The following is a 22,389-nucleotide window of genomic DNA, read 5'->3' as shown; positions in this document are numbered from 1 at the left end:
CCTACCCGTAGGGCGGATGCTGCGTTTCGTCTCGCTTCGCTCGCTCAACGACCATCGCTCGCTCAACGACCGGCTACGGGGTTGTTTCCGCCGAGTTGATAATGGTTCTCATTAGCGTTTAGAGTGGAGGCATGCACAAGCCACTCGCCTCCGTCACGCTCGCCTCCGTCGCCGTTCTCGCCCTCGCGGGGTGCTCGGCATCGACCGGTTCGACGGCGACCGACGGCGAGGGGGGCATCAGCGTGGTCGCCTCGACCAACGTCTACGGCGACATCGCCAGCCGCATCGGCGGCGACCACGTCGACGTGACGTCGATCATCTCCTCGCTGTCTCAGGATCCGCACGAGTACGAGGCGTCGGCATCCGATCAGCTCACCGTGAAGAAGGCGAAGCTGATCGTCGAGAACGGCGGCGGCTACGACTCGTACATGGAATCGCTGCGCGACGCCTCAGGCGCGGATGCCGAGGTCGTCACGGCCGTCGAGTACTCGCACGACTACCCGGGCGCCGAGGTGCACGACCACGCCGAGGGCGAGGACGGCCACGAGCACGAGAGTGAGCCCACCGAGAGCGCCGACACGCATGACGGCGAAGCGGACGGCGCCGACACGCATGAGGGGCATGACCACATCGAGGGCTTCAACGAGCACGTCTGGTACGACCCGCACACCATGGAGCACGTCGCAGAGGCCATCGCCGAGCAGCTCATCGACCTGGACTCCGCGAACAAGGTCGACTACGAGAAGAACCTCGCCGACTTCCAGAGCGATCTGGCCGGTCTCGAGGAATCGCTCGCCACGATCAAGAGCAGCCACGAGGGTGACAAGATCTTCGTCACCGAGCCCGTGCCGCTGCACCTCGCGCAGAGCGCCGGTCTCGAGAACGTCACGCCCGAGGCGTTCAGCGAAGCAGTCGAGGAGGGTCAGGACGTGCCGCCGGCCACCCTGCTGGACGCCCTGGATCTGCTCAAGGCCGGTGACGTCAAGGTGCTGTTCGCCAACGCGCAGACCGGCGGGGCCGAGACCACCCAGGTGATCGACGCGGCGAAGGCCGCGGGCACCCCCGTGCAGGAGGTCACCGAGGTGGTGCCCGAGGGCAAGACCTACATCACGTGGATGCAGGACAACATCACCACTCTCGCGGGTAATCTCGACAAGTGACCTCTCCTTCCGACGCGGCGCCGCTGCAGATCCGCGGCGCCGCGATACGGCGGGGCGACCGCGAGCTCTGGCAGGGCCTGGACCTCGACGTCGCGCCCGGCGAGCTCGTCGCCGTGCTCGGCCCGAGCGGATCCGGCAAGACGACCCTGCTGCGCGCGATACTCGGGCTCCAGCAGCTCTCGGCAGGGAGCATCACGGCCCTCGGCCATCCGGTCCGCGGGCGCGGCAACCGGCGCATCGGCTACCTGCCCCAGGCGCGGCCGCTGCCCGCCGAGACCTCGATGCGCGGCCGAGACCTCGTGTCGCTCGGCATCGACGGGCACCGCTTCGGACTGCCCATCCCCCGGCGCGGCGATCGGGCGCGCACCGATGAGCTGATCGATGCGGTGGGCGCCCGTGCATTCGCCGACAAGCCCGTCGGCATCCTGTCCGGGGGAGAACAGCAGCGACTCCGCGTGGGCCAGGCGCTGGCCGGGAGCCCGCGCCTGCTCTTGTGCGACGAGCCGCTGACGAGTCTCGACCTCGCCGACCAGCAGGCCGTGGTGGGCCTCATCGATGCACATCGCCGCACCGGTGCCGGAGTGCTGCTGGTCACCCACGACGTCAACCCCGTGCTCGAGATCGTCGACCGCATCCTGTACATCGCCAACGGGCAGTTCACCCTCGGCACCCCGCAGGAGGTGCTGACGACAGAGGTGCTCTCAGAGTTGTACGGAGCGCCGGTGTACGTGCTCGAGGCGGGCGGGCGGCTCGTCGTCGTCGGTGCTCCGGATGCTGAGCAGACCGCGCACCACCACGACGACCATGAAGGGGACGAGGCGTGAACCTCGACGACATCGGCAACGCCATGTTCGGCGGCGTCGCGCAGTACGGCGAGATCCTCGCCCTGGTCTCCAACTCCGTCTGGGCAGGCGCGATCCTCGGACTGGTCGGCGGTCTCATCGGCCTGTTCGTGATGCAGCGCGACATGGCGTTCGCGGTGCACGGCATCAGCGAGCTCTCCTTCGCCGGAGCCGCGGCGGCGCTGCTCATCGGCGTCGACGTGGTCGCCGGATCGCTCGTCGGTTCGCTGCTGGCGGCGGCCATCATCGGCTGGCTCGGCGCTCGCGCCAGGGATCGGAACTCGATCATCGGCGTGCTGATGCCGTTCGGCCTCGGCCTCGGCATCCTGTTCCTGTCGCTCTACAACGGCCGGGCCGCCGGGCGGTTCAGTCTGCTCACCGGGCAGATCGTGTCGGTGCAGTCGGCGCAGCTGAGCTGGCTGGCCGGCATCTGCGGCCTCGTGCTCGTCGGTCTGCTGCTGATCTGGCGTCCGCTGCGATTCGACTCGCTCGACCCGCAGGCTGCTGCGGCGCGGGGAGTGCCCGTGGTCGGCGTCTCGTTCGCCTTCATGCTGCTGCTCGGACTCGTCGTCGCCGTCGCCGTGCACATCATCGGCGCACTGCTGGTGATGGCGCTGGTCGTCACTCCTGCCGCCGCCGCCCTGAGAGTGGCGACCGGGCCCGTGGCGGTCCCGGTGCTCGCGGCCGTCTTCGGCATCTCGTCGGCCGTGGGTGGCATCCTGCTCGCGATCATGGGCACTCTTCCCGTCAGCCCGTACATCACGACGATCTCATTCGTGATCTACCTGGTCTGCCGGGCGGTCGGCGCCCGGCGTGAGCGGGTCACGCGTCTCGCCCGCCCCTGAGTCGCACGCGCACCCGCCGGCCCCGCCAGCGCCGAGTGCACGGCATCGTGTCGAGTGCACGGCCTGTCGACGTGAACGACCCGTGCGCTCGGCGGCATCCCGTGCATTCGCGGCGTGAGCGGTCAGGTGAGGGCGGTGGCAGAACCTCCCAGCCCACGGAGAACCCCGGCGATTAGACTCGAGACATGGCTCAGCGGAACACCTGGCAGCGCGAACGCGTGCGCGAAGCGCTCGCCGACGCCCATGGATTCGTGAGCGCGCAGACCCTGCATGCGGGACTCCGCGACGACAACACCGGCATCGGCCTGGCGACGGTGTATCGCGCGCTCGCAGGACTCGCCGCATCGGGCGACGCCGATTCGCTGCAGAGCCCCGAGGGCGAAGCCCTCTACCGCGCCTGCAGCACGCAGGGCCACCACCACCACCTCATCTGCCGATCGTGCGGGCTGACCGTCGAGATCGAGGCGAAGGACGTCGAGCACTGGGCGCATCGCACGGCGGCGCAGCACGGATTCACGGATGCTGCGCACGTCGTCGACATCTTCGGACTGTGCGCCGCGTGCACCGCGAAGCGCGATGCCGAGGCCCAGCGTCCGCCTGAGGAACCCGTCGCGTGACATCGGCGACGACGCGGGCGTCGGCTGCGGACCATGCCGGCCACTCGCACCCTTCGACAGGCTCGGGGGCGCATGGGGGAGGCTCAGGGAGCCACCGTCCGGGTGATCGCCCCCGCCGGTCGCCGTGGATAGGTGTCGCGCTGGGCGCGGCCATCGTCGCGGCGCTGTTCCTGATCGACCGGTTCGTCCCGACCCTGTACACCGCATCCCTCCCGCACCGCGCGCAGGACGGCCTGACTCTCGCCATGAGCGTGCTGATCGAGGCGCTGCCCTTCGTCGTGCTGGGTGTGCTGCTGTCGATCGTGGTGCAGGTGTGGCTGCCTGCCGATGTGATCCACCGCTGGCTGCCGAAGCGCGCCTGGGCGCGCAGAGCGGTGCTGTCGCTGCTCGGGATGCTGATCCCGGTCTGCGAGTGCGGCAACGTGCCCTTCGCCCGCGGGCTGATGATGCGCGGGCTCGCGCCCGCCGAGGCGCTGACGTTCCTCATCGCGGCGCCGATCGTGAATCCGATCGTGATCCTCACCACTCACGCCGCATTCGGATTCGACGACGGCATCCTCGTCGCCCGCCTGGTCGGCGGCTACCTGATCGCGAACCTCATCGGCTGGATCTACAGCCGGCATCCCTCGCCCGACGCCCTGCTCACGCAGCGCTTCGTCGACACCTGCGAGCGGGTGACGCACGAGCCCGGCACGCCCGTGCGCCGCAGCCTCACGCAGTTCCTCGTCGAGCTGCGGGCCGTGATGCCGGCCCTCGTGATCGGCTCCGCGCTCGCCGGAGCCGTGCAGGTGCTGATCCCGCGTGACGTGCTGCTCGCCATAGGCTCGAACCCCGTGCTGTCGATCGTGGCCATGATGGCCCTCGCGATGACGGTCGCGATCTGCTCGAACGTCGACGCCTTCTTCGCCCTGTCCTTCGCGTCGACCTTCTCGTCGGGAGCGCTGGTGGCGTTCCTGCTCGTCGGCCCCCTGGTCGACGTGAAGATGCTCGCGCTCATGCGCACGACCTTCACCACGCGTGTGCTGGCGGGCATCGTCGGCGTCGTGGTGCTCGCCGCCTTCGCGATCGGGATCGGGGTGAACGTCTTTGTCTGAGCGCACGCGTTCCCTCGGCTCCCGCTGGCTGGGCATCGGCCTCGCGACGGTGCTGTCGGTCGTCACCCTCGGTCTCGGCCTCACCGGAAGGCTCACGCTCTACATCAGCCCCGAGTCGGTCTGGTTCGCGTGCGCCGCGGCCGTCGTGACGCTGGTCGGGGCGATCTGGTCGTGCACCCTGCCGCTCGGGGCCGAAGAGGGACACGACCACGGTCACGAGCATGCGGAGTCGGGCGTGTTCGCCACGACCGCGACCGTCGCCGGCGGCGTGATCGCCTCAGGAGTCGTGGTCGCCGCGCTGGTGCTGCCGCCGGCGTCGCTGTCGGTCGAGCTCGCGATGTCGCGTGCGGGTGAGTCTGCGGCGCTGTTCGCGGGTGCGGATGACGTGACCCTCGGCAAGGCCGACACCTCCACTTTCGGCGTGGGCGACTGGGCCAGCGTCTTCGCCACCGCGACAAACACGGCGTCGTACGACGGCACGACCGTGACGTTGACCGGGTTCATCACGCCGGGCGACGGCGGGGTCGACCTGACCCGTCTCGTGATCACGCACTGCGTGATCGACGCGCAGCCCGCGAACGTGCCAGTGACGATCGACGCCGGCGAGTACAAGACCGGTCAGTGGGTCAAGGTCACCGGAACCGTGAAGGCGGATGCCGACGGCGCTCTGCACGTGGACCCGACCACGGTCGAGGCCATCGACGAGCCGGGGGATCCGTATGAGTACTGACGACGAGAAGCCCGAGGTCCCCGTCGTCCCGCGCACACGCGCTGAACTGCGCGCCGCGCGCGAGGCCGCGGCTGGTGCCGGTGCCGAGGCCGCTGCATCCGAACCGGTGTCGGAGTCGGCCGCCGAAGACGCTTCAGGGGTCGACACGCCAGATGTCGGACGGAATCACGAATCGATCCCCCGATCTGGCGCGTCGACCCCCGGAGCGGACGGCGGAACGAGCGTGACGTCGGAGTCGGCCGCATCCGTAGCAGGCGGTTCGGCTGCCGGCGGACGGTCCGTCGACCCCGCCGCCGAGCGCGAAGCGGCGATGCGTGCCGCCATGGTCGAAGCCGCCGCCGCAGCCGAGGCGGCCGCGCGAGAGGCCGCAGCACCAGCCCCTGACCGGTCGCCGCGTCCCGTCCGGTCGACGATCAGGGATCCGTTCCGCCCCTTGGCCGAGGAATCACCCGCTCACCCGTCGGACGAGAACGCCCCCCGCTCGTCGAGCGAGGAGCGCAGTGACGAGGCGAAGCGCGCGTCTCCTGCATCGACGTCGGATGAGGATGTTTCGTCTCGCGCCGCTCGCTCAACCACCGAGGAGCCGACCGCCCGCCCGTCGAGCGAGGAACCCCCTCGCTCAACGACCGAGCAGGCCGCCGCGTCGGTGTCGCAAGCCCGCACCCCCTCCCGCCGTTTCCTGCTCGCCCTCACCGCCGTCCTCGGCGTCCTCGTCGTGGTCGGCGCAGCTCTCGGATTCGTGAGCCTCACCCAGGGCCCGCGCATCACGAACGTCCAGGTCGCGCCCGCTGAGGCGATCGAGTCGAGCGGCAGCCGCGTGATCCTCACCGCGAACCAGGCGCTGTCGGCGATCGACGCCTCGCAGGTGACCGTCGAGCCTGCCGTGCCCTTCACTGTCGACGCGGCAGGGCGGGGCATCGGCATCCGCTTCACCGTTCCCCTCGACGATTCGACGAAATACGCGATCACCGTGGCCGACGTCGAGTCGACGGGCGGCGGGCCGAGCGCCACCCTGAAGGCTCATTTCACGACGCCCGCATCCTCGATGTTCATCCTGCGCCGTGACGTCTCCGGCAAGGACACCATCTTCCTCACGGATCTCAGCGGTGAGAACGCGGTGCCGGTGTACAGCCACGACAAGATCGACGACTTCCGCGCGACGTCGACGAAGCTCGTCGTCTCGGTGGAAGACGACGACCTCTCCAAGCTCTACGTGATGGACCGCGACGGCAAGAACCCGCGAGAGCTGAAGCTTCCGGGCAAGGGCTACATCGGATCGATCCAGGTCTCCGAACGTGGGGGACTGGTCGGCTACACGTACTCCGACAAGGAGATCAGCGAAGACGAGGGCCGGGCGAGCGTGCTCGTGACGCAGTCGCTCTCCGGCGGCGACAAGCCGAAGATCGCCGAAGTCGGCGGTGAGCAGACGAGCATCCTGGTGTGGCAGTTCGTCCCCGACTCGGCGGCGATGCTGTTCATCGACTTCAACGGCGCGCTCTCGCTCATCGACCACTCCACCGACGCGGGCGTGCAGTCCCTGGGGCTGGCCGCCAACATCCAGGGCATCTCCCGCGGGACGTACACCGCGGTCGTGGAACGCATCGACGGCAGCGTGGTCGAGCTGAACCTCGCCGACGGGTCGGAGCAGCCGCTCGCGGCATCCAACCCCGACTACGGCAGCGCGATCACGATCGTGCCCTTCCCCGGTGGCACCCTGCGACACGTCGTGTCGGTCGACGCGACCGGCTATCCGAACGGACAGGCGATCATCCGGGTGGATGACGCGGGCACGGCGACCTCGATCGTCGAGGTCGGATCGACCGACTCGATCCTGCAGGCGTGCGCGTCGCCGAGCGGACAGTACGCCGCCGTGGCGATCGCTCCCGACCTCGCGAAGAACGCCTACGACCAGATGCTGCTGCCGCTGCCCGAGAACGTCGAGACGCACCTGCTCGACCTGCGCACCGGCAAGGAGCTGGTCGCGCTGACCGGATTCGATTCGTCGTGGTGCGCGACCGCCCCGCACTACTGATGCGCCGAGCGACCCGCGACGATTTCACTCCGCTGCCTCTCGAGGCCGCGCCGCGGCTGCTCGGAGCGGAGCTGCGCACCGTCGTCGACGCGGCAGAGGTGCGCCTGCGCATCACCGAGGTCGAGGCGTATCACGGACAGGGCACCGGCCCCACTCCTGATCCCGGGTCGCACGCCCGTATGGGGCGCACCGCGCGGAACGCCACGATGTGGGGCGAACCAGGCCACCTGTACGTGTACCTGAGCCACGGCATCCACTCGTGCATCAATGTCGTGTGCGGACCCGAAGGGGTCGCGGGCGGTGTGCTGCTGCGAGCGGCGGAGGTGATCGAGGGGGCGGATGCGGCGGCCCGCCGCCGCAGGGCGGCTCTGCCTCTGACCGCCGCCGCTCGACGCGATCTGGCGCGCGGACCCGGGCGATTCGGCCAGGCCTCAGGGCTGCAGCATCCGCGGCACGACGGAATCGATGCGATCATCGGCGCCGAGCTGAACGGTGCCGTGGCCGAACTCTGGCTGCCCGATGCCCCGGTCGAGATCGCCAGCGGGCCCCGTGTCGGGGTCGCCGGGGTGGCAGGGACCGACGCCTTCCCCTGGCGCTTCTGGATCGACGGCGACCCCACGGTCTCGCCGTTCCGGTGGGGGCGCGGGGCGCAGCTGGCTCAGGCCGAATCGCGCCAGAGCCCCGGATAGCTCGGGGTGGGTGCGAGCTCCGGCGAGGTCAGTACGCGGCGTTCAGGATCAGGGCGATGATCACCGCGGTGACGAACCCGGCGGCGAGGCCGATCAGCAGCTCTCTGCCTCCCTGGTGTGCGAACGCGCTCGGGAACTTCGTGGTGGTCCAGCGAGGGTCGGCGTTCACCGCTGCGAGCGTCTCCGGAGTGGCGCGGTCGTCGAGCAGAGCGAGGTCGGGGTGGGCGCGATCGAGCAACAGTGCGGCAGGCATGCCCTTCGCCAGGGTGATGTGCACCGGAACCAGGGCGTGGGCCAGGCGGGCCGTCGAGTTCGCGGGGAGTACGCGAAACTGAACCAGTCGAGCCGGCGCGACGGTCGGACTCTGCAGCATCGTGCCGACCGGCCCCGTGCGTGCGAGCATCGGCACTCGCCAGACGAGCGCCGATGTCGTCTCCGATCGCAGGGTCCCGCTCGCGATGCCCTCTGCGCGGGCGGCGATCGTCTCGGCTCCGTTCTCTCTGACGCGTCCGAAGAGGACAGCGGTCACGATCAGCATCACGCACAGCGGCAGCGGGATCAGGAGCACCCCGAAATAGACCGTCGCGAAGCTGCCGGGCAGAGGGAGGAGAGCAGGAGCGAAGGCGCCGAGAAGAAGGCCGAGGAGGAACGCGGAGACTGCGGTGGTGGCGCGCACGCCGGTCCAGTTCATGCCTCCATCCTGGACGGACCGGTGGCAGACCGCATCCGTGCTAAACTGACTCCTTGTCTGCGCACACTCCTGTGCGCAGTTCGTGTGCTTCCCCTATTCATCGGTCCCTGAGCTTGTCGAAGGGCGGCGGGTCGTGGGTAGCGCGCAGACAAGGGATCTTGGGTGAGGCCGTCCGGTCTCACGGTATAGAAGGAGTCACATCATGGCAGCAGTGTGCCAGGTGACAGGAGCTGTTCCCGGCTTCGGTCACAACGTCTCGCACTCGCACCGCCGGACGAAGCGCCGCTTCGACCCGAACGTGCAGAAGAAGACTTATTTCGTTCCGTCGCTCGGTCGTAAGATCACGCTCAACGTGTCCGCCAAGGGCATCAAGGTGATCGACGTCCGCGGCATCGAGAACGTCGTCAAGGACCTCCAGGCGAAGGGTGTGAAGCTCTAATGGCCAAGAAGGCTCAGGACATCCGTCCGATCATCAAGCTGCGTTCGACCGCCGGCACGGGTTACACCTACGTGACGAAGAAGAACCGCCGCAACACCCCCGACCGCCTCGTGCTGAAGAAGTACGACCCGGTCGTCCGCAAGCACGTCGAATTCCGAGAGGAGCGTTGATCAATGGCTAAGAAGAGCAAGATCGCTCGCAACGAGCAGCGCAAGGTCATCGTCGAGCGTTACGCCGAGCGTCGCGCCGAGCTGAAGAAGACCCTGGTCGACCCGAACGCCACCGACGAGGCCCGCGAGGCCGCACGCGTCGGCCTGCAGAAGCTGCCGCGCAACGCGTCGCCTGCTCGCGTGCGTTCGCGCGACGTCATCGACGGCCGCCCCCGCGGTGTCCTCACGAAGTTCGGCATCTCGCGTGTCCGCTTCCGTGACATGGCACACCGTGGCGAGCTGCCCGGCGTGACCAAGTCGAGCTGGTAAGCATCGCAACCTGAAAGGGGCGAGGGTCTTCGGATCCTCGCCCCTTTCGCGTACCCGGCCGCTGCGAAGGAGATCGCACGATTCGAAGGTGCCGATACGGCATCCGCTCCTTCGTTCCGTGCGAACTCCTTCGCAGCGACGGCGCGACTGCGCCTGCACATCCTCTGCCGGCTGCGGAGTTGTGCACCGCCACTGTCTTTTCGGGGAGGACCGTATGCCCGGGTGGCTCAAGCTGAGCCGATGGATCTGTCCACCGAACTTCGCAAGCGAGGCGGGATCGCCCGTGTCCGAACGCTCATAGCGGCCGGCGTGAGCGCACACGCACTCCGACGTGCGAAGGAGTCCGGCCAGATTCGCACGATCCGCAAGGGTTGGGTGGCAGGAGCGGATGCCGACAAGAGGCTGCTCGGTGCCATCAGGCGGGGAGTCGTCCTCAGCTGTCTCACGGTCGCGGAACGTCAGGGGCTGTGGGTGCCGCAACGCGGTCTCATCCACGTGGCGGCACGTCCGAACGCGGCGCGCATCACGGTGCCGAAGGGCGTGGTGGTGCACTGGTCGACGCCGATCGTGCCGCGGGACCCCGATGCCGGAGAAGACTGTCTGGCGAATGCCCTTGCACTGGTCGCGCAATGCCAGCCGGTGGAGACTGCACTCGTGATCTGGGAGTCGGCGTTGAACAAGGGGCTCACGGACCGCGCCCTGTTGAGCGGACTGGATCTGCCGCCCGCCGCTCGAGCGGTCCTTGATCAGGCCACGCCGTTCTCGGATTCCGGCCTCGAGACGATCTTCGTCACGCGACTGCGGTGGTTGAACGTGCGGATGATTCCGCAGGCCTGGGTGCTCGGGCACCGGGTGGACCTGCTGATCGGCGATCGTCTGATCATCCAGATCGACGGCGCCACCCATACGGGAGCCCAGCGCACGATCGATATCGAGCACGATGCGCAGCTCGCGCTCCGCGGCTATCACGTGCTGAGGTTCAGCTACGAGCAGATCATGGAACGCTGGCCCGAGGTGCAAGCCGTCATCATGAACGCCATCGCATGCGAGCTTCATCTCGCATGACGCCGCGCGCCGCGGAGGAGATCGCATGATTCGAAGGTGCCGATCCGGCGTCCGATCCTTCGTTGCGGGTGATCTCCTTCAAACCCGATCCGGCGCCCCGCCAGACCCCGATTCCTGTGACTGAAGTGACAAAAGTGACGCGACACGCCCTGAAAAAGCCCAAAACCCGCGAAATGACGCGGAAATGTGGGTGGTGGTTGGTACATTCAAGGCGGTCACTCGACCAGGAGCATCCGCTCCGATTCACACAACGATGCGACGGGATCCTCGTCGCTGGAGGATGACATGGCTGACAAGTCCATCACCAAGACCGAGCTCGTCGCGAGCATCGCTTCCGCCACCGGCCAGAGCCAGGCCACCGTCTCCGGTGTCCTCGACGCACTCTTCGGCTCTGTCTCCGACGCCGTCGCCAAGGGCAGCAAGGTCTCGATCCCGGGCTGGATCTCGTTCGAGCAGGTCGCGACCGCCGCCCGCACGGGCCGCAACCCGCAGACCGGCGCCGAGATCAAGATCCCGGCCGGCAAGCGCGTCAAGGTGACCGCTGGTTCCAAGCTCAAGGCAGCCGTCAAGTAAGACGCTTCCGCACGAAGGCCGCCGCCCCTCGGGGCGGCGGCCTTCGTGCGTCCGGGCACCGGTCGGACGCCTCTCCACCGCGGCTTAGGCTTGAGGGATGACCTCCTCCGCCCAGACCACGACGACGGCGTACCGTCTCGGCGGAATCGGCATCCTGCTGGCGGCCGGTCTCGTGGCCGTCACGATCGCCATGATGTACGGCGGAGCGGCGGCCCCGCTGCTGCTGGGAGACCCTGGTCCTTTCGTGCGGTGGGCGCTGCCGCTGGTGAAGCTCGTGATGAACCTGTCCGCAGCAGGCATGCTCGGCTCGCTCGTGCTGGCGCTGTTCGCCCTCCGCAGCGGCGACAGCTCGTTCGATCTGGCGCTGAACACCGCCTCCGTGAGCGCCGCCGTGTTCACCGTCGCGTCAGGGGTGAGCGGGTTCTTCGCCTTCATGGCGGCGTTCACCCCTGAGCTCAGCGCCGACCCGCTGTTCGGCGCACAGCTCGGCAAGTTCCTGCTCAACCTGCCCCTCGGGCAGTCGTGGCTCATCACGACCATCGTCGGAGCAGTCGTCACGATCCTCGCCTTCGCGTGGCGCAGCTGGACGGCGACGCTCATCACGGCCGTGCTCGCCGCGGCATCCTTCGTTCCGCTCGCCACCCAGGGACACTCGGGCGAGCTGTCCGGTCACACCATGGCCGTGAACTCGATCCTTCTGCACACGGTCGGCGCAGCAGTGTGGCTGGGCGGTCTGCTGCTGGTCGTGCTGGTGCGCGGACGGATGCCGGTGGCCGACCTCGTCCGCCGGTACTCGACCCTCGCGATCGCAGCCTTCACCGTCGTCGCCGTGTCAGGCGTCACCCGCTCGATCGTGGCGATCGGCGACTGGGGCTCGGTGTTCAGCCCCTACGGAATCATCGTGCTCGCCAAGGTCGTGCTGCTCGGCGCGATGGGCGTGCTCGGGGCCTGGTACCGCATCCGCCTGATTCCGAAGCTCGAGGGAGACCGTGCCGCTCGGTGGTTCTGGCTGCTCGTGCTGTGCGAGGTGGGGCTCATGGGCCTGGCTTCCGGCGCGGCGGCCGCGCTGGCTCGCACCCCGCCGCCCGCGGGCACAGAAGCCGCCTTCGTGCGCACTCCGGCCGAGCACCTGACCGGCTCAGCGCTGCCGCCCGAGTTCACGATCGACCGCTGGTTCACGCAGTGGAACATCGACATCCTGTGGCTCGTCGCCGCAGGCTTCGGGGTGTTCTTCTACCTCGCCGGCGTCCGCCGCCTGCAGCTGCGGGGCGACCGCTGGCCGATCCACCGCACGGTCTTCTGGGTGCTCGGCATGCTGATGCTCGTGTGGGTGACCGGCGGCCCCATCAACGCCTATCAGGAGTACCTGTTCAGCGTGCACATGCTCGGGCACATGATGCTGTCCATGGCAATCCCGCTGCTGCTCGTCACCGGATCTCCGATCACGCTCGCACTGCGGGCCATCCACAAGCGCGACGACGGCACCCGCGGCGGCCGCGAGTGGATCATGTGGGCCGTGCACTCGCCCTTCGCACGCATCGTCACGCACCCCTTCGTCGCCGCGGCGATCTTCATCGTGTCGCTGTGGGCGTTCTACTTCACCGATCTGGTGCGCTGGTCGATGTACGAGCACCTGGGTCACGAGTGGATGGTCATCCACTTCCTGATCTCCGGCTACCTGTTCGTGATGAGCCTGATCGGCGCCGACCCCGTGCCCTACCGGCTCCCGTACCCCGGTCGCCTGATCACCCTCATCGCCGTCATGGCCATGCACGCGTTCTTCGGCATCGCGATGATGATGCAGTCCGGGCTCCTCGTCGCCGACTGGTTCGGCTCGATGGGCCGCACCTGGGGACCCGACCCGATGGCCGATCAGTACATCGGCGGCGGCATCGCGTGGTCGATCGGCGAGATCCCCACCCTCATCCTCGCGATCACGGTCGCGATCCAGTGGAGCCGCAGCGACACGAAGCTGCAGAAGCGCCGGGACCGGCATGCCGATCGCACGGGAGACGCCGAGCTCGAGGAGTACAACGCCAGGCTCGCGCGCATCGCCGAACGCGACCGGCGACAGGCCGAGCGCGAAGGTCGCTGACGCGGGTCGCCGTCAGTCCTGCGGGACGGCATCGCCGGGTGAGCCCACCCTGATCGATGCGGATCCGTCGGGGAGGATCGTGATCGTGCCGTCGACCTGGAACGGCACATCCTCGGACACCGATTCGACGCTGCCGTCGAACAGCGATTTGATCTCGACCTCGATGTGAGCGACCGCGCTGGCGGGAGGGATCTGCCACTGCGCACCGTCGGGTGCCACCGACACCTTCGGCTGCACGGTGATCGACCATTCGGGCAGCGACGCGAGCCGGTTGCGCACCTCGAGCCCGAACGGGCACGCCGTCGGCTGGAGAACCTCCTGGGTCGCGCACTGCGTGAGGAACTCCTCGACGCGCTGCTGCACGACCGCGACGAAGTCGTCGGTGGGGGTGGTCTGCACGTCGACGGGAGTGGTGGCGAGCGGTGTATCGGCGAGGACGCCGGTGCCGGATGCTGTGGAGATCGCCGTGTCCACCGAGACCGCATACAGCCCGGGCGTGAACACGAGCATCGGCAGCGGATCGAGTGGCGCGGCATCCGCCCCGGCCGCGGAGATCTGTCCGCGCTGCACCTCGAAGCCGTTCACGGAGAACCGGTCCGCCCCGCGCACGGTGAGATCGATGACGGCGAGCGGGCTCGTCGAGAACCTCCAGTTCGGCGTGATGCCGGCCCAGCCGTCCTGCTCGACCTGGAAGGTCGTCTTCCCGGCGTGACCGCCCGCCTCGTACGCCACCGTGACGGAGGTCTGCGTGCCGTCGCTCTTCTCGGAGACGATCGCCACGTCCGTGAGCGGCGCCAGCGCTGCGGCGCGCAGCAGCGCCTCCGAGGGGGAACCGGTGATGCCCGCCGCCTCGAGCGTCGCGCTGTCGATCGCGACGCCGGGGATGCGCAGCGCGTCGGCCGCACGACCGGCGGAGAGCAGATCGAGATAGCGCGTGACGAACGCGGACGGGCCGTAGTACGAGGTGTACAGCGTCGAGATGCCTGCCCCCACGGCGGCGATCAGCAGAACGCCGACCAGCGCGAGGATGGCCAGGTCGGCGCCGAGACGGGAGCGCCGAGGCGCCGTCGTCTCCGCGTGGTCCATGGCGCCAGTCTATGAGCGCGGCCTGGGACGACGCCGAGGGTGACGCCGCGCGGCGGTCATGCCACGTACCATGGGGAGCGCCCTGCATCCGTCCTTCCTTCGTGAGTGAGCCGTGTCCTTTCCCGCCCTGTCCGACGAGCAGCACGAGCTGTTCCGGCTCATCGAGGACACCAGCGAGCACGTTTTCGTCACCGGACGGGCGGGCACGGGCAAGTCCACGCTGCTGCAGCATTTCGCGTGGAACACGAAGAAGCAGATCGCGATCTGCGCACCCACCGGCGTGGCGGCGCTGAACGTCGAGGGGCAGACCATCCACTCGCTGTTCCGGCTGCCGATCGGCCTGATCGGCGACAGCGACATCGATCAGAACGACAACACGCGGCGCATCCTGAATGCGATCGAGACGCTCGTGATCGACGAGATCTCGATGGTCAGCGCAGATCTGATGGATGCCATCGACCGCTCTCTCCGGCAGGCGCGCGGCAAGCGGGGCATTCCGTTCGGCGGCGCGCAGATCGTGATGTTCGGCGACCCGTATCAGCTCGCCCCGGTGCCACCGCGCGGAGACGAGCTGGCGTACGTGCGAGACCACTACCGCTCGTTCTGGTTCTTCGATGCGAAGGTGTGGGCCGGGCCGCGCGAGGGGGCGTCGGGCGACGGCCTGTTCGCGGTCGACACGCATGCCGATCTGCACGTGCGCGAACTCGTGCAGATCCACCGCCAGGCCGATGACGGCTTCAAGGCCATGCTGAACGCCGTGCGCTACGGGCGGGTGACGGCCGAGATCGCCGGCGTGCTGAACACGCAGGGCGCCAGAACGCCCCCCGACCCCGAGCCGGGCGAAGTGCCCATGATCACGCTCGCCACCCGCAACGACATCGTGAACGGCATCAACAGCCGGCACCTCGCGGCGCTCCCCGGCAAGGAGCAGACGGCGCGCGCCGAGGTCAGCGGCGATTTCGGACGCGGCGAGGCGGCACTCCCGGCGGAGTCCGAGCTGAAGCTCAAGGTCGGAGCGCAGGTGATGTTCCTGCGCAACGACACGGCGATGTCGGGGGAGCCGCCGCGATGGGTCAACGGCACGATCGGTACCGTCGTCCGGATCCTCGGCGACAAGGTGCGCGTCGAGATCGACGGCGAAGAGGTCGATGTCGAGCCGGCCGTGTGGGAGCGCTTCAGATACTCCTACGAGCCGAGCACGAAGAAGCTCACGCGCGACGTCGTCGCCGAGTTCACGCAGTTCCCGCTGCGGCTGGCGTGGGCGGTCACGATCCACAAGTCGCAGGGCAAGACCTACGACCGCGCGATCATCGACCTCGGCTCTGGTGCGTTCGCCCCGGGGCAGACCTACGTCGCGCTCAGCCGGCTGACCTCACTCGACGGGCTCTACCTGTCCCGGGCTCTGCGTCCGAGCGACATCAAGGTCGACGAGGATGTCCGCCGATTCATGCGCGAGGCCTGGGAGGCCAGGTCGACTCCCGAGCTGCCCAAGGCCTGAGCGGCACGGTGCGTTTCGTCTCTGCGTTTCGTCTCGCCTGCGGCTCGCTCAACGACCAACCCTCGCTCAACGACCGAAAGCGAACCTCAGGCGGCCGCGCGGGCCCGGTCGAGGTCTTCGAACAGCTCGGTGTTGAAGCGGTAGGCGAGGAGCACCTCGGCGATCACGCGCTCACGCTCGGCGTCGTCCCAGGGGGCAGCGTCGAGCTGCTCGCGGTAGACGTCCTTGAACGCGGCAGGGTCGGCGATGTCGTCGAACAGGTAGAAGCCGATGCCGTTGGTCTCGAAGCCGAACCGGCGGGCCATGACACGACCGATGAAGATGCCGCCCGACAGATCGCCGAGATAGCGGGTGTAGTGGTGCGCGACGAAACCGCCGGCCCAGGTCGCACCGACCTGGCGGATGCGCTCGACATAACGCTGCGTGGTGGGCAGCGGGGCGATCCGCTCGCGCCAGTCGGGGCCGAGCAGGAACTCGAGGTCGGCCTCGAGGGCGGGCAGGCGAGTGAGCTTGTCGCTCAGGAAGACCGAGGCAACGGCATCCGCCCGCATCCGCTCGCCCGCGCTCTCGAGAGCCTCGTAGATGAAGTAGTGCTGCGCGACCAGCGAGATGTAGTCCTCGCGCGAGCCCTCGCCCTTGAGCAGGTCGGACATGAAGCCCGCGCCTTCGCTCTGGGAGTGCGAACCGGAGGAGCGCTCGCGAAGGGCTGCGGAGAAGGAGAGGATCTCGGACATGGGTTCAGTGTAAGGGTTACCTAACCTTATTTCTAGGCGTGTGGGCGAGCCGATACGCCGAGGCGCTCGCACGCGAGGTCGTAGATCGCGACGACCTCGCTTCGCACGGCCGGACGCTCGGTGATCGGACCTCCGGGCCAGGGGACGCGGAGCTCGGATGCCGCGCCGTCTCGGGTGTACGTCCAGACGCCGCCGTCGCCGTCGAAGCCGGTCATCACGGCTTCCGTGATGTCGCCTTGCGCCTCGGTTGCGAACGCACGGACGATCAGCAGATTGTCGTCGGTGTGGTCGCCGTTCATATGGCGCAGGACGGCGGAGACGACATCGGAATCGAAGTGGTGGGTCACGAACCTCACCCTAAGCCGTCTCGCGATGCTTGTTTTCAGCATCCGCGTTCTAGACTTTGCAGACACGTCTTCCGGGGGTCCCCTTTCATGCAGCTTCTCTCGTCGCGCCGCGTGCGCGCAGCCGCGGCCGGCGTCGTTGCGCTCAGCCTCCTGCTCACCGGCTGCGCCGCCGGCGACACCTTCACCTACGAACCCCCCGCTCAGGTCGACGGCTCGCTGCCCGACGATACCGTCACCGCCATGCAGGATGCCGTGTCTCACGCGCTGACCGCCTCCGGCGCCTCGGGAGCGATCGTGGGCGTGTGGGTGCCGTGGAGCGGAACCTGGGTGACCGGGGTCGGCACGCAGAAGCCGGGCGGTGAAGGCGGCGAACTCAGCACCGACATGTCGTTCCGCATCGCCGACGTGACACGACTGATGACCTGCGACGTTCTCTACGCTCTGGCCGATGAGGGCACTGTGAAGCTCGACGCGCCCGTGGAGGACTACGTCTCAGGCGCCGCCGCCATGGACGGCGTCACCCTGCTCGACCTGTGCAACGGCACGAGCGGGATCGGATCGTCGGAGGCCACGGTGAAGGGCGCGTGGCTGAACACACCCGCCCGCGAGTGGGCTCCGCTCGAACTCGCGTCCTACGGCCTCGGCCAGGCCCGCACGGCGGCGCACACCACGTATCGCGATTCGGATGCCGGCTACCTCATGCTCGGTCTTGCACTCGAGCGCGCATCGAAGCTCACCGCGTCAGAACTGATCGCGACGTACGTCACCGGCCCGCTCGGATTGTCCGGCACGTCTCTGCCCGCGCCGGCGGCCGCTGCGCCGTCGAGCGGGTCCGTCATGAACGGGCACTACCTCTCGGCGGTCGAGGGCGGGTACAACTGCGCCGCCCCCGTCGACATCACCGAGCTGTCGTCCAGCACCGGATACACCGATTCGGGCGTCGTGTCGACGATCGACGATCTCGGCCGGTACGCGCAAGCCGAGGCCGCGCAGGCGCTGCGGGGCAAGGACGAGAAGCCCGCCCGCTTCGACGCGCCGCTGCCCCCCTACGACGGTGCTCCGTCGTGGTTCCAGGCCGCCGGGGGCGGGTTCCTGGCCGGATCCATGATCGGGCAGCAGGGGTGGACGCCCGGGTACGCGACCGCGGCGTACTCCGACCCGGCGACCGGGTTCACGGTCGCCGTCGTGCTGAACGACTCGACGGCAGGCGCGACCTTCGCCCAGTTCCTGGCCTGGGAGCTGGCAGCGATCGCGTCGAAGGCCCCGGCCGCGTCAGGGCAGACGGCGCCCGAGTTCGGGCTGCCGTTCACGGCCGAGCAGTACAACCAGGCGATCACCGACGCCGCGATCCCGTGCGTCGCTCCGGCGGAATGATCCGCCTTCCCGCTCGGGCCCTGCGATGAGCATCGTCGACAACGCGATCTACGTCGACGGCGTGCGCACCGCGAATCCGCAGAGCCTGAACGAGACGTTCGAGTGCATGCGCGATCGCGGCGGGATGAGCTGGATCGGGCTGTACCGGCCGAGTGAAGAAGAGATCAGGGCGGTGGCAGACGAGTTCGGCGTGCACGAGCTGGTCGTCGAAGACGCCCTCACGGGCCACCAGCGTTCGAAGCTCGAGCGCTACGGCGACATCCTCTTCATGGTGCTCCGCCCCGCACGCTACCTCGACGACGTCGAAGAGGTCGAGTTCGGCGAAGTGCACGTGATCGTCGGACCGGACTTCGTCGTGACGATCCGCCACGCCGAGGCCCCCGATCTGGGGCGGGTGCGCCGTCGGCTCGAGGGCGATGCGGCGCTGCTGCGTCGAGGACCCGAGGCGGTGCTGTACGCGATCGTCGACGAGGTCGTGGACGAGTACTCGCCTGTGCTCGCAGGGCTCGAGAACGACATCGACGAGATCGAGAGCCAGCTCTTCGAAGAGGACACCGATGCGACTCAGCGCATCTACGAGCTGAGCCGTGAGGTCATCGACTTCCAGCGTGCGACACAGCCGCTGGCCGGGATGCTGGAGGCGCTGCTGCGCGGCTCCGAGAAGTACGCCGTCGATGACGAACTGCAGAAGTACCTGCGCGACGTGCTCGATCATGCGCTCCGGATCGCCGACAGGGCGACGACCTTCCGCACGCTGCTCGACAACGCGCTCACGGTCGAGTCGACGATCGTCGCCCGTCGTCAGAACGCGGAGATGCAGCGGATGACGGAGCTGAGCATCCGTCAGAACGACGAGGTCAAGAAGATCTCCGGCTGGGCCGCGATCCTGTTCGCACCGACCCTGGTCGCGGGCGTCTACGGCATGAACTTCCGGAACATGCCCGAGCTCGACTGGGTCTTCGGCTACCCCATGGCCATCGGACTCATGATCGCGATGGGCGGCGGGCTGTATCTCGTGTTCAAGAAGAACGGGTGGCTGTAGGCGCAGGTGGCACGGCGGAGCGCGAGCGCCGCCAGCGGGCAAGCAGGTGGAGCACGATGCCGATCGCGAGCAGACCTGCTCCGTACAGCCAGACGACGGGCCGCTGCTGGGTGAGCAGCAGGATGCACGAGGCGATGCCGAGCACCGGGATCGGCGTCCAGATGCGGAAGTGGTCGTGCTCGACGCGATCCCGCCGCAGCACGAGGACCGACACGTTCGCACTGAGGAAGACGAAGAGCAGGAGCAGCACGACCGTCTCGGCGAGGGTCGCGAGATCGCCGATCAGGGTGAGCAGCATGGCGGCGGCTGTGGTGACGAGGATCGCCACCCAGGGCGTCTTCCGGCGTGGCAGCACACGTGACAGGGCGTCGGGGAGCAGGCCCTGCTCGGCCATCCCGTAGGTCAGCCTGCTCGTCATGATCATCGTCAACAGCGCGCCGTTCGCGACGGCGACCAGTGCGATAAGGCTGAACAGCCACGACGGGATGCTGACGCCGGTCGCCTCGACCACCGCGAGCAGCGGTCCGCTGGACTCCTGCAGCTCTGCGGCAGGGAGCGCGATCGAACTCGCGAGGCCGACCAGCAGGTAGACGGCGCCCGCCGTGAACAGCGCGGCGAACAGGGCGCGAGGGTAGGTCCTGCGAGGGTTCCTGACCTCCTCGATCATGTTCGCCGATGTCTCGAAGCCCACGAAGGAGTAGTACGCGATCACCGCTCCGCCGAGCACGGCGAGGGCTGCGGGCGTCCCCTCGGGCGTCTGCATCAGGCGCGAGGCGTCGCCGCCGCCGGCGGTGAGGAACCCGGCCACGACGACGATCACGATCACGAGGCCGCTCAGCTCGATCGCGGTCATCACGAGGTTGGCGCCCAGGGACTCGCGCACGCCGCGAGCGTTGAGTGCGGCGACGAGGGCGAGGAACGCGATCGCGACCGGGATGGTGGGCAGGTCGAAGAAGGTGCCGAGGTAGTCGCCGGCGAAGGCGATCGCGAGCCCGGCCGCGCTCGTGACCCCGGCGGCCAGCATGCAGAAGCCGACGAGGAACGACACCAGCGGGCTGCGGAACGCGCGCTCGGCGAACACCGAGGCGCCGCCGGCGCGGGGGTACTTCGTCACGAGTTCCGCATACGAGCCGGCGGTGAGCAGGGCCAGGAGGAGCGCGAGGACCAGCGGAGCCCACAGCATGCCGCCGACCTTCTCGGACAGCACGCCCATCAGCGCGTAGATGCCGGCCCCGAGCACGTCGCCGAGGATGAAGGCGAAAAGCAGCGGGCCGGTGACGGCGCGGCGCAGGCGGGTGGAAGGCTCGGCGTCGGACAGCGAATCGGTCATCCGGCCACGGTAGGCGGGCGCGGTGCGACAGGCGAAGGGCTTGACAGAGGATGCCTGACTCCTGGGACTGACTCCATCGGGACCGGGCATTTCGCTCAGGAGATTCACAGGATCGCCGCGCGGCTCCCTCGATTCGGCATACGGGGCCGCTACTCTCGGTGACGCCATGGAGGGTGCATCGGCCGGAGTGCGCGGGCGGTCGAAGTGCTCACCGCATTCGACATCAAGAAAGAGAGCACTCCCATGACCGGGACAGCACGCAAGGCGCTCGCTGAAGCGATCGCCACATTCCTCTTCGTTCTCAGCATCATCGGCGCGGTGAACAGCGGCAGCCCGCTGACGCCGCTCGCGATCGGCCTCGCACTCGCGGTTCTGATCTACGGCACCGGGCACATCTCCGGCGCCCACCTGAACCCGGCCGTCTCGGTCGGCGTCTTCCTCCGCGGCGGTCTCAGCGCCATCGACCTGGTCGCGTACATCGTGGCGCAGTTCGTGGGCGGCGCGCTCGCCGCACTCGTCAGCTTCGCCGTCTGGCCCGCCGCCGAGAAGGCCACGGAGATCGAGGTCGGCCCTGCCTTCCTCGTCGAGGCTCTGTTCACTCTCGCCCTCGTGTGGGCCGTTCTGAACTCCGCCACCTCGAAGGACACCGACGGCAACTCGTTCTACGGGCTCGCGATCGGTGGCACGGTCTTCGTCGGCGCAGTGGCGGTTGGCGGGATCTCGGGCGGCGGCTTCAACCCGGCCGTGGCGCTGGGTCTCTCGATCAGCGGCCAGTTCGCGTGGAGCAACCTGTGGCTCTACATCCTCGCTCCGGTCGTCGGCGCAGTCGTCGCCGCAGTCCTGTTCCGTGTGCTGAACACGGACGACGCCAAGAAGATCGGCGCCTGACTCCACGCTGCACCACAGATGCCGCGTCCTCTTCGGAGGGCGCGGCATCTCTGCGTTCGACGGCCGCGCGACACCTTCAGGCCCTACGATGTCGTCGGCAACGGGCGGGGCATCGAGGTCGGAGGAGCGGTCATGCAGGAAGAGGCGCCGGTCGGGCACGTCGTGCACCTGGTCAGGTCGTTCGACGACGACGCCGCGCCCTCGGCGATCGGCTTCGGGACCAGGGTGCGACCGCGAACGCGAATCGTGCTCTGGATGCTGGTCGGCGCGGCTGCGATCGGCACCGTCGCGGCGCTGACGGCGCTGTGGACGAGCGACGCGCCCTGGTGGTTCTCGGTGATCTTCACCGTGATGCCGACATTCTTCATCTTCGGATGCGGCGTCGCGCTGCGAGAGTCCGCACGTCTGTCGCGGCGCGAGGCGCACCTCGTGCAGGAGTGGGCGCGTGCTCGCGAGCACGCGAAGCCGATCATGGGGCGGGTATCCGAGCGCGAGGTGTCCTTGACCGAGCACGGCGGGGTCTCGGCCTTCACCCTCACGGTCGCAGAGGCTCCGGGGCCACCGCTGCGCGCCCGGTGGCATCGCAGCAATCCCGAGAACGGCGACGCGACCCTGCTGCAGACTCAGGTGCCCCCGATCAGGTCGCGGGTGCGGATCTGGAGCGTCGGGATGCCGGATGCCCATGGGCCGGTGATCGTGGAGGCGATCGATCCGAGCGTCGTCCCATGATCAGGGAGCG

The 22,389-nt window shown here is 68.5% G+C and carries 24 protein-coding genes; 19 read left to right on the top strand and 5 right to left on the bottom strand.

The genetic code is table 11. The features are described 5' to 3' along the window. Positions 1-131: 131 nt before the first annotated feature. The 8 genes from QFZ53_RS01450 to QFZ53_RS01415 all read left to right on the top strand — a co-directional run bounded on the left by QFZ53_RS01450 (position 132) and on the right by QFZ53_RS01415 (position 8,009). A complete protein-coding gene (locus QFZ53_RS01450) occupies positions 132-1,160 on the top strand; it encodes a metal ABC transporter solute-binding protein, Zn/Mn family (protein ID WP_307292780.1) in 1,029 nt (342 codons plus the stop codon). Next, positions 1,157-1,984: a metal ABC transporter ATP-binding protein gene (locus QFZ53_RS01445; protein ID WP_307292777.1), complete on the top strand. Its 828-nt coding sequence runs from the start codon at positions 1,157-1,159 to the stop codon at positions 1,982-1,984. Before QFZ53_RS01450 ends, QFZ53_RS01445 begins: the two co-directional genes overlap by 4 nt. Continuing rightward, the gene (locus QFZ53_RS01440) at positions 1,981-2,847 is read left to right on the top strand and encodes a metal ABC transporter permease (RefSeq protein ID WP_292904682.1); all 867 of its coding nucleotides are present in this window, start codon (positions 1,981-1,983) and stop codon (positions 2,845-2,847) included. Before QFZ53_RS01445 ends, QFZ53_RS01440 begins: the two co-directional genes overlap by 4 nt. 185 nt (positions 2,848-3,032) lie before the next feature. Next, positions 3,033-3,464: a Fur family transcriptional regulator gene (locus QFZ53_RS01435; protein WP_292904684.1), complete on the top strand. Its 432-nt coding sequence runs from the start codon at positions 3,033-3,035 to the stop codon at positions 3,462-3,464. Continuing rightward, complete coding sequence (locus QFZ53_RS01430) at positions 3,461-4,558, top strand: permease (protein WP_307292773.1); 1,098 nt, start codon at positions 3,461-3,463, stop codon at positions 4,556-4,558. Before QFZ53_RS01435 ends, QFZ53_RS01430 begins: the two co-directional genes overlap by 4 nt. Continuing rightward, positions 4,551-5,288: a TIGR03943 family putative permease subunit gene (locus QFZ53_RS01425; RefSeq protein ID WP_292904688.1), complete on the top strand. Its 738-nt coding sequence runs from the start codon at positions 4,551-4,553 to the stop codon at positions 5,286-5,288. Before QFZ53_RS01430 ends, QFZ53_RS01425 begins: the two co-directional genes overlap by 8 nt. Further along, positions 5,278-7,320 (top strand): hypothetical protein, encoded by a 2,043-nt coding sequence (locus QFZ53_RS01420; RefSeq protein WP_307292767.1) that lies wholly within the window; start codon positions 5,278-5,280, stop codon positions 7,318-7,320. The genes QFZ53_RS01425 and QFZ53_RS01420 overlap by 11 nt, the downstream gene beginning before the upstream one ends. Then, entirely contained in the window at positions 7,320-8,009 is a 690-nt protein-coding gene (locus tag QFZ53_RS01415) for a DNA-3-methyladenine glycosylase (protein ID WP_307292766.1), read from the top strand. The genes QFZ53_RS01420 and QFZ53_RS01415 overlap by 1 nt, the downstream gene beginning before the upstream one ends. A gap of 28 nt (positions 8,010-8,037) precedes the next feature. Here QFZ53_RS01415 and QFZ53_RS01410 read toward each other — a convergent pair whose 3' ends face one another. Beyond that, positions 8,038-8,700: a hypothetical protein gene (locus QFZ53_RS01410; RefSeq protein WP_292904694.1), complete on the bottom strand. Its 663-nt coding sequence runs from the start codon at positions 8,698-8,700 to the stop codon at positions 8,038-8,040. Between the two features lie 202 nt (positions 8,701-8,902). Here QFZ53_RS01410 and rpmB point away from each other — a divergent pair, with 202 nt between their 5' ends. From rpmB to QFZ53_RS01380, 6 genes are all read left to right on the top strand, one after another. Then, positions 8,903-9,139 carry a 50S ribosomal protein L28 gene (rpmB, locus tag QFZ53_RS01405; protein WP_017203559.1) on the top strand — a complete coding sequence of 79 codons (237 nt, stop codon included), beginning with the start codon at positions 8,903-8,905 and terminating at the stop codon, positions 9,137-9,139. After that, the gene (gene rpmG / locus QFZ53_RS01400; protein ID WP_045250846.1) at positions 9,139-9,309 is read left to right on the top strand and encodes a 50S ribosomal protein L33; all 171 of its coding nucleotides are present in this window, start codon (positions 9,139-9,141) and stop codon (positions 9,307-9,309) included. The genes rpmB and rpmG overlap by 1 nt, the downstream gene beginning before the upstream one ends. A 3-nt stretch (positions 9,310-9,312) precedes the next feature. Continuing rightward, positions 9,313-9,618: a 30S ribosomal protein S14 gene (rpsN, locus tag QFZ53_RS01395; protein WP_017829734.1), complete on the top strand. Its 306-nt coding sequence runs from the start codon at positions 9,313-9,315 to the stop codon at positions 9,616-9,618. Positions 9,619-9,858: 240 nt separating this feature from the next. Then, entirely contained in the window at positions 9,859-10,683 is an 825-nt protein-coding gene (locus QFZ53_RS01390) for a type IV toxin-antitoxin system AbiEi family antitoxin domain-containing protein (RefSeq protein ID WP_307292692.1), read from the top strand. A 285-nt stretch (positions 10,684-10,968) separates the two neighbouring features. Then, entirely contained in the window at positions 10,969-11,256 is a 288-nt protein-coding gene (locus QFZ53_RS01385) for an HU family DNA-binding protein (protein WP_045257248.1), read from the top strand. A 97-nt stretch (positions 11,257-11,353) separates the two neighbouring features. Then, complete coding sequence (locus QFZ53_RS01380; RefSeq protein ID WP_307292685.1) at positions 11,354-13,351, top strand: cytochrome c oxidase assembly protein; 1,998 nt, start codon at positions 11,354-11,356, stop codon at positions 13,349-13,351. A gap of 12 nt (positions 13,352-13,363) precedes the next feature. Here the strand turns inward: QFZ53_RS01380 and QFZ53_RS01375 are convergent, their stop codons facing one another. Beyond that, a complete protein-coding gene (locus QFZ53_RS01375; protein WP_307292683.1) occupies positions 13,364-14,437 on the bottom strand; it encodes a hypothetical protein in 1,074 nt (357 codons plus the stop codon). 112 nt (positions 14,438-14,549) lie between these two features. Here QFZ53_RS01375 and QFZ53_RS01370 point away from each other — a divergent pair, with 112 nt between their 5' ends. Beyond that, positions 14,550-15,935, top strand: a complete 1,386-nt coding sequence (locus tag QFZ53_RS01370) for an ATP-dependent DNA helicase (protein ID WP_307292681.1) — start codon at positions 14,550-14,552, stop codon at positions 15,933-15,935. Positions 15,936-16,021: 86 nt separating this feature from the next. Here QFZ53_RS01370 and QFZ53_RS01365 read toward each other — a convergent pair whose 3' ends face one another. Both QFZ53_RS01365 and QFZ53_RS01360 read right to left on the bottom strand, forming a co-directional pair. Then, complete coding sequence (locus QFZ53_RS01365) at positions 16,022-16,669, bottom strand: biliverdin-producing heme oxygenase (RefSeq protein ID WP_292904705.1); 648 nt, start codon at positions 16,667-16,669, stop codon at positions 16,022-16,024. Positions 16,670-16,701: 32 nt separating this feature from the next. After that, positions 16,702-17,016, bottom strand: coding sequence for a DUF2470 domain-containing protein (locus tag QFZ53_RS01360; RefSeq protein WP_307292680.1), 315 nt, complete (start codon positions 17,014-17,016; stop codon positions 16,702-16,704). Positions 17,017-17,103: 87 nt separating this feature from the next. On the opposite strand from QFZ53_RS01360, the gene QFZ53_RS01355 reads away from it, so the two are divergent. Both QFZ53_RS01355 and corA read left to right on the top strand, forming a co-directional pair. Then, the gene (locus QFZ53_RS01355) at positions 17,104-18,390 is read left to right on the top strand and encodes a serine hydrolase domain-containing protein (protein WP_292904709.1); all 1,287 of its coding nucleotides are present in this window, start codon (positions 17,104-17,106) and stop codon (positions 18,388-18,390) included. Positions 18,391-18,415: 25 nt separating this feature from the next. Continuing rightward, positions 18,416-19,432, top strand: a complete 1,017-nt coding sequence (corA, locus tag QFZ53_RS01350) for a magnesium/cobalt transporter CorA (RefSeq protein WP_307292679.1) — start codon at positions 18,416-18,418, stop codon at positions 19,430-19,432. Here the strand turns inward: corA and QFZ53_RS01345 are convergent. After that, a complete protein-coding gene (locus tag QFZ53_RS01345; RefSeq protein WP_307292677.1) occupies positions 19,410-20,762 on the bottom strand; it encodes an APC family permease in 1,353 nt (450 codons plus the stop codon). The genes corA and QFZ53_RS01345 overlap by 23 nt on opposite strands. A gap of 243 nt (positions 20,763-21,005) precedes the next feature. Between QFZ53_RS01345 and QFZ53_RS01340 the strand changes: the two genes are divergently transcribed. Next, the gene (locus tag QFZ53_RS01340) at positions 21,006-21,650 is read left to right on the top strand and encodes an MIP/aquaporin family protein (protein WP_307292675.1); all 645 of its coding nucleotides are present in this window, start codon (positions 21,006-21,008) and stop codon (positions 21,648-21,650) included. Positions 21,651-21,782: 132 nt separating this feature from the next. After that, positions 21,783-22,379, top strand: coding sequence for a hypothetical protein (locus QFZ53_RS01335; protein ID WP_307292673.1), 597 nt, complete (start codon positions 21,783-21,785; stop codon positions 22,377-22,379). Positions 22,380-22,389 lie beyond the last annotated feature (10 nt).

The sequence above is a fragment of the Microbacterium natoriense genome, from assembly GCF_030816295.1.
Classification (GTDB): Bacteria; Actinomycetota; Actinomycetes; order Actinomycetales; family Microbacteriaceae; genus Microbacterium; species Microbacterium natoriense_A.
Note: the sequence above shows the minus strand (reverse complement) of the source record. Positions and strands in the feature narration are given on the sequence as shown.

Excerpts from the sequence above, each read along its gene's own strand:
- corA (WP_307292679.1), top strand. The coding sequence starts at position 18,416 with ATGAGCATCGTCGACAACGCGATCTACGTCGACGGCGTGCGCACCGCG.
- QFZ53_RS01420 (WP_307292767.1), top strand. The coding sequence starts at position 5,278 with ATGAGTACTGACGACGAGAAGCCCGAGGTCCCCGTCGTCCCGCGCACA.
- QFZ53_RS01355 (WP_292904709.1), top strand. The coding sequence starts at position 17,104 with ATGCAGCTTCTCTCGTCGCGCCGCGTGCGCGCAGCCGCGGCCGGCGTC.
- QFZ53_RS01410 (WP_292904694.1), bottom strand. The coding sequence starts at position 8,700 with ATGAACTGGACCGGCGTGCGCGCCACCACCGCAGTCTCCGCGTTCCTC.
- QFZ53_RS01335 (WP_307292673.1), top strand. The coding sequence starts at position 21,783 with ATGCAGGAAGAGGCGCCGGTCGGGCACGTCGTGCACCTGGTCAGGTCG.
- QFZ53_RS01450 (WP_307292780.1), top strand. The coding sequence starts at position 132 with ATGCACAAGCCACTCGCCTCCGTCACGCTCGCCTCCGTCGCCGTTCTC.
- rpmG (WP_045250846.1), top strand. The coding sequence starts at position 9,139 with ATGGCCAAGAAGGCTCAGGACATCCGTCCGATCATCAAGCTGCGTTCG.
- QFZ53_RS01390 (WP_307292692.1), top strand. The coding sequence starts at position 9,859 with ATGGATCTGTCCACCGAACTTCGCAAGCGAGGCGGGATCGCCCGTGTC.
- QFZ53_RS01375 (WP_307292683.1), bottom strand. The coding sequence starts at position 14,437 with ATGGACCACGCGGAGACGACGGCGCCTCGGCGCTCCCGTCTCGGCGCC.
- QFZ53_RS01415 (WP_307292766.1), top strand. The coding sequence starts at position 7,320 with ATGCGCCGAGCGACCCGCGACGATTTCACTCCGCTGCCTCTCGAGGCC.
- QFZ53_RS01365 (WP_292904705.1), bottom strand. The coding sequence starts at position 16,669 with ATGTCCGAGATCCTCTCCTTCTCCGCAGCCCTTCGCGAGCGCTCCTCC.
- rpmB (WP_017203559.1), top strand. The coding sequence starts at position 8,903 with ATGGCAGCAGTGTGCCAGGTGACAGGAGCTGTTCCCGGCTTCGGTCAC.
- QFZ53_RS01435 (WP_292904684.1), top strand. The coding sequence starts at position 3,033 with ATGGCTCAGCGGAACACCTGGCAGCGCGAACGCGTGCGCGAAGCGCTC.
- QFZ53_RS01345 (WP_307292677.1), bottom strand. The coding sequence starts at position 20,762 with ATGACCGATTCGCTGTCCGACGCCGAGCCTTCCACCCGCCTGCGCCGC.
- QFZ53_RS01385 (WP_045257248.1), top strand. The coding sequence starts at position 10,969 with ATGGCTGACAAGTCCATCACCAAGACCGAGCTCGTCGCGAGCATCGCT.
- rpsN (WP_017829734.1), top strand. The coding sequence starts at position 9,313 with ATGGCTAAGAAGAGCAAGATCGCTCGCAACGAGCAGCGCAAGGTCATC.
- QFZ53_RS01340 (WP_307292675.1), top strand. The coding sequence starts at position 21,006 with ATGACCGGGACAGCACGCAAGGCGCTCGCTGAAGCGATCGCCACATTC.
- QFZ53_RS01380 (WP_307292685.1), top strand. The coding sequence starts at position 11,354 with ATGACCTCCTCCGCCCAGACCACGACGACGGCGTACCGTCTCGGCGGA.